Raw genomic sequence first — 8,554 nt, forward strand, 5'->3', positions numbered from 1 at the left:
CCATCGTGAACCTGTCCCAAGCCCACCTGTCGGTCCGTACCACCTGTCCCTACTGCGGCGTCGGCTGCGGCGTCAAGGCCACGCCCAAGGGCGACGGCACAGTCGAGATCGCCGGCGACGCCGGCCACGCCGCCAACAGCGGCAAGCTGTGCGTCAAAGGCTCGGCGCTGGGCGAGACGGTGGGGCTGGACGGGCGGCTGCTGTATCCGCAGCTGCGCGGCGCGGACGGCTTGCGCCGCGTCTCCTGGGACGCCGCGCTCGACCAGGTGGCCGGCGACTGGCAGGCCATCATCGCCGAGCACGGCCCGGACGCGGTGGCGTTGTACGTCTCCGGCCAGCTGCTCACCGAGGACTACTACATCGCCAACAAGCTGATGAAGGGCTACGTCGGCAGCGCCAACATCGACACCAACTCGCGCCTGTGCATGTCGTCCGCCGTGGCCGGCCACAAGCGCGCCTTCGGCGAGGACCTGGTGCCGGTCTGCTACGAGGACCTGGAGCTGGCCGACATGGTGGTGCTGGTCGGCTCCAACACCGCCTGGTGCCACCCCATCCTGTTCCAGCGCATCGCCCGCGCCAAGGAGGCCCGGCCGGAAATGAAGCTGGTGGTGATCGACCCGCGCCGCACCGCCACCTGCGAGCTGGCCGACCTGCACCTGCCGGTCAAACCCGGCACCGACGTCTGGCTGTTCAACGGCCTGCTCAGCTACCTGGCGCGCATCGGCGCGGTGGCGCCCGACTTCATCGCCGCCCACACGCGCGGCCTGGAGTCGGCGCTGGCCACCGCCAACGTCGAATGCGCCGATCCGCTCGAAGTGGCCAAGATCTGCCGCGTCGACCCGGCCGCGCTGATGGAGTTTTACGAGGCCTTCGCCGCCACCGCCAAGGTCATTACCGCCTTCTCGCAGGGCGTCAACCAATCCTCGGCCGGCACCGACAAGGCCAACAGCATCATCAACTGCCACCTGATCGGCGGGCGCATCGGCCAGCCCGGCATGGGGCCGTTCTCCATCACCGGCCAACCCAACGCCATGGGCGGGCGCGAAGTGGGCGGCCTGGCCAACATGCTGGCCGCCCACATGGACCTGGAGCAGCCGGCCCACCGCGAGCTGGTACAAACCTTCTGGGACTCGCCGCGCATCGCCGACCATGGCGGCCACAAGGCGGTCGACCTGTTCAAGGCGATCGAGGCGGGCACCGTCAAGGCGGTGTGGATCATCGCCACCAATCCGGTGGTGAGCATGCCGGACGCCGACCAGATCAAGCGGGCGCTGGCCAAGTGCCAACTGGTGGTGGTGTCGGACATTGTGCAGAACACCGACACCAACGACTTCGCCCACGTGCTGCTGCCGGCCCTGGGCTGGGGCGAGAAGGACGGCACCGTCACCAACTCCGAGCGGCGCATCTCGCGCCAGCGCGCCTTCTTGCCGGCGCCGGGCGAGGCGCGTGCCGACTGGCAGATCCTCTGCCAGTTCGCCCAGCGCATGGGCTACGAGGGCTTCGACTTCGACGGCGTCCACGCCGTCTTCGACGAACACGCCCGCCTCAGCGCGCACCAGAACGGCAACGCGCCGGGCGAGGTGGCGCGCGTGTTCAACATCGGCGCGCTGGCCGCGCTCAGCCGCAACGAATACGACGCCCTGGAACCGGTGCAATGGCCGGCCGTGCGCCTGGCCGACGGCCGGGTGGAGGTGAGCCAGCGCCTGTTCGGCGACGGCCGCTTCGCCCACGCCGACGGCAAGGCGCGCTTCATCGCCACCACGCCGCGCGCGCCGGTCAACGCCGTCTGCGAGGACTTCCCGCTGGCGCTCAACACCGGCCGCGTGCGCGACCAGTGGCACACCATGACGCGCACCGGCAAATCGGCCAAGCTGGCCGACCACGTCGCCGAGTCCTTCGTCGACATGCACCCGCAGGACGCGCTGCTGCACGGCGTGCGCGAGGGCGAGCTGGCGCGCGTCAGCACCAAGTGGGGCGCGATGGTGGCGCGCGTGCAGCACGGCGGCGGCATCGCCCGTGGCAGCGTGTTCATTCCCATCCACTGGTCCGGCCAGAGCGCCTCGGACGCGCGCGTCGGCGCGTTGGTCAACCCGGTGGTCGACCCGGTCTCGGGCGAGCCCGAGTTCAAGCACACGCCGGTGCGGGTCGAGCAGTTCCGCGTCTCCTGGCACGGCTTCATCCTCAGCCGCCAGGAGCTGGGGCTGGACGCGGTGGCGCACTGGACCCGCATCCAGGGCCGCGACTTCGCCCGCTACGAGCTGGCCGGCCGCAACACCATCGGCGACTTCGGCCTGTGGGCGCGCGAGCTGCTCGGCGTCGACGGCGAGGACGCCGACTGGCTCGAATACGAGGACCGCAGCGCCGGCGTCTACCGCGCCGTGCATTTGAGCGAGGACCGCATCGACCAGTGCGTCTTCGTCTCGCCGCGCCAGGACATGCCCTCGCGCGCCTGGCTGGCCAGCCTGTTCGGCAAGGAGCGACTGAGCGAGATCGACCGCGTCGGCCTGCTGGTCGGCCAGCCGGTGGAGAAGGGCGCCGACGCCGGGCCGACCGTCTGCTCCTGCTTCGGTGTCGGCCGCAACACCATCTGCGAGGCCATCCGCAGCCAGGACCTGAGCAGCGTGGCCCAGGTGACGGCCTGCGTGAAGGCCGGCGGAAACTGCGGCTCCTGCGTGCCGGAGATCAAGAAGCTGCTGGTCGAAACGCTGGCCGAGGCCGCTTCCTAGCCTTGCAGGGGACTGCCGGATTGCTTTGCGGTGCCGCAAGGGGGATGGCGCCGCACGTGTCGCAATTTGTCGTCTCCGGGTGTAGACTTGGAGTCCAAAATAGACAAGTCCACACCATCAACGGAGATGTCGATGGAACCCGTATCGAAAGATCTCCTAGATGCAAGGTTGGCGACTGTGGAAACCCGTATTGAAGGGCGGCTGGTTTCGCTCGAAACGAGGATGGAGAGTGGCTTCAACGAGCTACGCGCCGAGTTCCGTGCGGAAATGCACAAGAACACGGCGGAACTTGTGAAGTGGATTGTTGGCACCTCCCTCGCGATGTCGGCGGTGGCGCTCACGGTGATGACCTTCGTTCTCAACAATGCCGTGCCTAAAGCGCCGTCCTATCCACCACCGCAGCCGGCCCCTGCGCCGATTGTGATTCAGATGCCGGCACCTCCTGCGCCAGTTCCTGTGCCGCAGTCCCCAGTCAGCTCGAAGTAGTATTTCCTCTTCCAAACAGCACTTTCGCAACTATTTAAAACGAGAAAAACTGTTTAGCCACTTTTCCTCCGCTCGATTGGCATTGCGCAAATCGACCCCACCGCGCCTCTCTAGCATGTGTGATGGCCCCGGCGCCCGCCGGGACAAACCAGTCGAGGAGAGCGGCGATGGCGGCGAACACAGCATATGGAACGGCCGGGAGCGGCACGGTGGAGGCGCAGGAGGGCGGCGCCTATCTGGGCGAGAACGCCTACTATTATTGCGCCATGCAGGCGGCGCCGCCGCACCCGCAATGGGACGGCCTGGTGGGCCAGCGCAAGGAACTGATCAACGAAGTGGGCGACGCCTGGGCCAACGGCACCGTGCTGCACTACTACTTCTTCAACCAGGCCAGCGACGTGCAGCGCGTGCACATGAGCGACGGCAGCGAACGCCTGTACAGCTGGGTCGGCGCCGACGAGCAGCTCGCCATCGTGCGCGACGCCTTCAAGAAGTGGAGCGATGTCGGCATCGGCCTGCGCTTCGTCGAGGTCAACACGCGCGACGAGGCGGAAATCCGCATCGGCTTCCTGCAGGACAATACCTCCTGGTCCGGCGTCGGCACCAATCTGCTGAACAAGGAATACTTCGGCCCCAACGAGCGGACCATGAACTTCGGCTGGGATCTGCGGCGCCAACCCGACACCGCCATCCACGAGATCGGCCACGCCATCGGCTTCGAGCACGAGCACCAAAACCCCTTCGCCGGCATCGAATGGGACGAGGAGGCCGTCTACCAGGACCTCGGCGGACCGCCCAACAACTGGTCGCGGCAGATGACCTTCAACAACATCCTGCAAAAACTCGACCGCGCCAGCATGCGCGGCACGGCCTGGGACCCGGACTCGGTGATGGAGTATCCGTTCAAGAAGGGGCTGATCAAGAGCCCGCGCCAGTTCTTCCAGGATGGCTTGCGGCCGGCCGGCGGCCTGTCGCCCAAGGACAAGCAAAGGGCGCTGGCCCTGTACCCCATGTTGGCGGAGCGGCCGCAGCTGTTGTCGACGGCGCAGTCGGTCGCGCTGCACGTCAAGCCGGGCGAACAGCTCAACTTCCAGGTGACGCCGGAGGAGACGCGCTGCTACGACTTCAAGACCTTCGGCACCTCCGACGTGTCGATGGTGCTGTTCGAGGAGGAGGGCGGCGAGCCGCGCTTCCGCGCCGGCGACAACGACACCGGCGAAACCCGCAACGCCGCCTTGCGCGTCAAGCTGATCAAGGACCACAAGTACATCCTGCGGGTGCGCGTCTACTACCAGGAGCGGCCGGCGCAATGCGCCTTGATGATGTGGTAGACCGGCCGGCGGCCATGTCCGGGGCGCTTTCCGCAGGTGATATCAGTTTGGAAATATGCTAAATTAGCCTATCGATCGCACGATCATGACCGTCGAGAGCGCAATGGCTATCCGCGAGAATTTCACCGACACCGACATGGACCGCTGGCTCAACGAACAGCGCGTCACCGAGATTGAATGCCTGGTGCCCGACCTGACGGGCGTGGCGCGCGGCAAGATCCTGCCGCGCGGCAAGTTCACCCAGGACCGCGGCATGCGCATCCCCGAGGCGGTGCTGGGCATGACCGTCACCGGCAACTACCCGACCGAGGACGCCGCCTACGACCGCGCCATCTCCAGCACCGACCGCGACATGATCCTGCGCGCCGACCCGGCCACCATCACCCACGTGCCCTGGGCCGGCGACCCGACCGCGCAGGTGATCCACGACTGCTACTTCGCCGACGGCACCCTGGTCGACTTCGCCCCGCGCGCCGTGCTGCGCCGCGTGCTCAAGCTGTACGCCGACCGTGGCTGGAAGCCGGTGGTGGCCGCCGAGCTGGAGTTCTACCTGACCGAGAAGAACAGCGACCCGGACCTGCCGCTGAAGGCGCCGATCGGCCGCAGCGGCCGCGCCGAAACCAGCCGCCAGGTCTACAGCATCGACGCCGTCAACGAGTTCGACCCGCTGTTCGAGGACATCTACGACTACTGCGAGCTGATGCAGCTCGACGTCGACACACTGATCCACGAGACCGGCGCCGGCCAGATGGGCATCAACTTCCTGCACGGCGACGCGCTGGCGCTGGCCGACAAGGTGTTCTACTTCAAGCGCACCCTGCGCGAGGCCGCGCTCAAGCACCAGATGTACGCCACCTTCATGGCCAAGCCGATGGCCGGCGAGCCCGGCTCGGCGATGCACGTGCACCAGAGCGTGGCCGACGCGCGCAGCGGCCAAAACATCTTCAGCGCGGCGGACGGCTCGCCGGCGCCCATCTTCAAGCACTACATCGGCGGCCTGCAGCGCTACACCCCGGCGGTGATGGCGATCATGGCGCCGTATGTGAATTCCTACCGGCGCATCGTGCGCCACACCTCGGCGCCGATCAACATCCAATGGGGCATGGACAACCGCACCGTCGGCTTCCGCATTCCCGAGTCGGGCGTGCAGGACCGGCGGGTCGAGAACCGCATCATCGGCGCCGACGCCAACCCCTACCTGGCGCTGGCCGTCACGCTGGCCTGCGGCTACCTCGGCATGGTCGACCACCTGGAGCCGACGCCGATGACCGTCGGCAGCGCCTACGACCGCCCGTTCGAGCTGCCGCAGGGCCTGCCCGAGGCGCTGCGCGCGCTGCGCCGCGAGGACCGCCTGCGCCAGGTGCTGGGCGAGCGCTTCATCGATGTCTACAGCGCCATCAAGGACCTCGAGCACCAGGAGTTCATGACCGTCATCAGCCCGTGGGAGCGCGAGCACCTGCTGCTGCATGTGTGAGCGGAAGCGGCTGATCGCGGACCACGAGCCCAAGCAAGCCCTAAGCGGGTGTCGAGGGGCAGACTGCCCGACTTGGCGCTAGGGTCAGACCCTAGGGTCTGACCCTGGAGAGGTACTGCCTTTATAATCACGCTTTTTTGAAGACGTCGGCCCAGTCCGCCTTCAATTGTCAATTTTTATACAATTCAAATTCAACCACGATGACGACTGCCCGTCCTGCCACCGCCACCGCCGCCGCGTCAGCCGACGCCGGCCAGCCCTTCCTCCTGATCCGCAACCTGGTCAAGGACTTCGACGGCGTGCGCGCCGTCAACGACGTGTCGGTCGCCATCAACAAGGGTGAGATCTTTGCGCTGCTGGGCAGCTCCGGCTGCGGCAAGTCGACCCTGCTGCGCATGCTGGCCGGCTTCGAGACGCCGACCGAGGGCCAGATCGTGCTGGCCGGTCAGAACATCGTCAACGTGCCGCCCTACCAGCGGCCGATCAACATGATGTTCCAGTCCTACGCCCTGTTCCCGCACCTGACAGTGTGGGACAACATCGCCTTCGGCCTGCGCCGCGACGGCCTGCCCAAGGCCGACATCGCCGCCCGCGTCGAGCAGATGCTGGCCCTGGTGCAGCTGGGCGCCTACGCCAAGCGCAAGCCGCACCAGCTGTCCGGCGGCCAGCAGCAGCGCGTCGCGCTGGCGCGCAGCCTGGCCAAGCGGCCGCAGTTGCTGCTGCTCGACGAGCCGCTCGGCGCGCTCGACAAGAAGCTGCGCGAGCGCACCCAGATGGAGCTGGTCAACATCATCGAACAAGTCGGCGTCACCTGCGTGATGGTCACCCACGACCAGGACGAGGCGATGAGCATGGCCACCCGCATCGCCGTGATGAGCGAGGGCCGCATCCTGCAGGTCGGCGCGCCGGGCGAGATCTACGAAACGCCCAACTGCCGCTTCGTCGCCGACTTCATCGGCAGCGTCAACCTGTTCAACGGCCGCGTCGTGGTCGACGAGCCGGACCACGTCGTCGTCGACACGCCCGGCACGCGCCACTTCATCCCGCACGGCATCACCGGCACCGAGGGCATGGAAGTGTCGGTGGCGGTGCGGCCGGAGAAGATCTGCATCCAACCGGACGAGCCGAGCGTCGAGCAGCGCGCCAGCGCCGCCGAACACGGCTACAACTGCGCCGCCGGCAGCATCACCGCGCTGGCCTACTTCGGCAACGAGACCCACTACCACGTCCATCTGGACAGCGGCGTCGACCTGAAGGTGGCGCGCACCAACGCCCAGCGCCACGACGACACCCGCCTGCGCCGCGAGCAGCGCGTGTTCGCTTGGTGGGACGGCGCCGACGTCGTCGTGCTGACCAGCTAAGCCGGGGGAGCGCATGAAGAACTTCCTCACCTCGCTGCTCACCGCGCGTTGGCTGACCGGCCGCCGGCTGGTCATCGCCGTGCCCTTCGCCTGGCTGGCCTGCGCCTTCCTGGTGCCGTTCCTGATCGTCGCGCGCATCAGCTTCACCGAGGCCGACACCGGCGGCAACCCCTTCGGCACCTTGATGACGCTGGTGGACGGCGTCATCACCTTCAAGATCAAGATCGCCAACTACCTGTTCATCTTGCAGGACGATCTGTACGTGCTGACCTACCTGAGTTCCCTCAAGTACGCCGCCATCACCACCTTGCTGTGCCTGACCATCGGCTACCCCTTCGCCTACTTCATGGCGCGCTCGCGGCCGACCATCCGCCCGGTGCTGCTGATGATGGTGATGCTGCCGTTCTGGACCTCCTTCCTGCTGCGCATCTACGCCTGGAAGGGCATCCTGGCCAACAACGGGATTTTGAACCACCTGTTGATCAGCGCCGGCATCATCAACGAGCCGCTGCACATGATGAACACCCCGTTCTCGCTGGTGATCGGCATGACCTACGCCTATCTGCCCTTCATGATCCTGCCGCTGTACGCCAACCTGGTGAAGATGGACGTGCGCTTCCTCGAAGCCGCCGCCGACCTGGGCGCCACGCCGCTGCAAACCTTCTGGCGCATCACCGTGCCGCTGTCGAAGTCCGGCATCATCGCCGGCTCCATGCTGGTGTTCATTCCGGCGGTCGGCGAGTACGTGATTCCCGAACTGCTCGGCGGCCCGGAGACGCTGATGATCGGCCACGTGCTGTGGGACGAGTTCTTCACCAACAACGACTGGCCGATGGCCTCCTCGGTGACGGTGGTGGTGATCCTGCTGATCCTGGTGCCGATGGCGATCTTCAACAAGTACAAGGCGGAACAGGAGGCACGCGCATGAACGGGAACTTCATCCAACGTTGGTTCGGCCGTGGCTGGCTGTCGCTCGGCTATGTCTTCCTCTACCTGCCGATTTTGGTGTTGATCGTCTTCTCGTTCAACAGCTCGCGGCAGGACATGGTGTGGAGCGGCTTCTCCGTGCGCTGGTACATGGAGCTGATGAACGACACGGAGATCATCAGCGGCTTCGGCCTGTCGATCAAGATCGCCGTGTTGACGGCCTGCGCCTCGGTGGTGCTGGGCACCTTC

At 66.6% G+C, this 8,554-nt stretch carries 6 protein-coding genes and 1 pseudogene; all 7 read left to right on the forward strand.

All coding sequences use genetic code 11. The features are described from left to right. The first annotated feature begins 5 nt into the window (after positions 1 to 5). Entirely contained in the window at positions 6 to 2,726 is a 2,721-nt protein-coding gene (locus BM252_RS28150; protein ID WP_093391019.1) for a nitrate reductase, read from the forward strand. A 132-nt stretch (positions 2,727 to 2,858) separates the two neighbouring features. Beyond that, a complete protein-coding gene (locus tag BM252_RS28155) occupies positions 2,859 to 3,212 on the forward strand; it encodes a hypothetical protein (protein ID WP_139236799.1) in 354 nt (117 codons plus the stop codon). Between the two features lie 167 nt (positions 3,213 to 3,379). Further along, on the forward strand, positions 3,380 to 4,543 hold the full coding sequence (locus BM252_RS28160; RefSeq protein ID WP_217429978.1) for a matrixin family metalloprotease: 1,164 nt from the start codon (positions 3,380 to 3,382) through the stop codon (positions 4,541 to 4,543). 103 nt (positions 4,544 to 4,646) lie between these two features. Continuing rightward, a complete protein-coding gene (locus BM252_RS28165; RefSeq protein WP_093391029.1) occupies positions 4,647 to 6,017 on the forward strand; it encodes a glutamine synthetase family protein in 1,371 nt (456 codons plus the stop codon). 200 nt (positions 6,018 to 6,217) lie between these two features. Beyond that, positions 6,218 to 7,378 carry an ABC transporter ATP-binding protein gene (locus tag BM252_RS28170; protein WP_093391022.1) on the forward strand — a complete coding sequence of 387 codons (1,161 nt, stop codon included), beginning with the start codon at positions 6,218 to 6,220 and terminating at the stop codon, positions 7,376 to 7,378. Positions 7,379 to 7,391: 13 nt separating this feature from the next. Further along, positions 7,392 to 8,306 carry an ABC transporter permease subunit gene (locus tag BM252_RS28175; RefSeq protein ID WP_093391023.1) on the forward strand — a complete coding sequence of 305 codons (915 nt, stop codon included), beginning with the start codon at positions 7,392 to 7,394 and terminating at the stop codon, positions 8,304 to 8,306. Beyond that, positions 8,303 to 8,554, forward strand: a pseudogene (locus BM252_RS28180) (putrescine ABC transporter permease PotI); the annotation flags it as partial. The gene BM252_RS28175 and the pseudogene BM252_RS28180, both read left to right, overlap by 4 nt.

Source organism: Rugamonas rubra, from assembly GCF_900114705.1.
Taxonomy (GTDB): domain Bacteria; phylum Pseudomonadota; class Gammaproteobacteria; order Burkholderiales; family Burkholderiaceae_D; genus Rugamonas; species Rugamonas rubra.

Coding starts and splice junctions, on each gene's coding strand:
- BM252_RS28165 (WP_093391029.1), top strand. CDS start 4,647: ATGGCTATCCGCGAGAATTTCACCGACACCGACATGGACCGCTGGCTC.
- BM252_RS28160 (WP_217429978.1), top strand. CDS start 3,380: ATGGCGGCGAACACAGCATATGGAACGGCCGGGAGCGGCACGGTGGAG.
- BM252_RS28175 (WP_093391023.1), top strand. CDS start 7,392: ATGAAGAACTTCCTCACCTCGCTGCTCACCGCGCGTTGGCTGACCGGC.
- BM252_RS28155 (WP_139236799.1), top strand. CDS start 2,859: ATGGAACCCGTATCGAAAGATCTCCTAGATGCAAGGTTGGCGACTGTG.
- BM252_RS28170 (WP_093391022.1), top strand. CDS start 6,218: ATGACGACTGCCCGTCCTGCCACCGCCACCGCCGCCGCGTCAGCCGAC.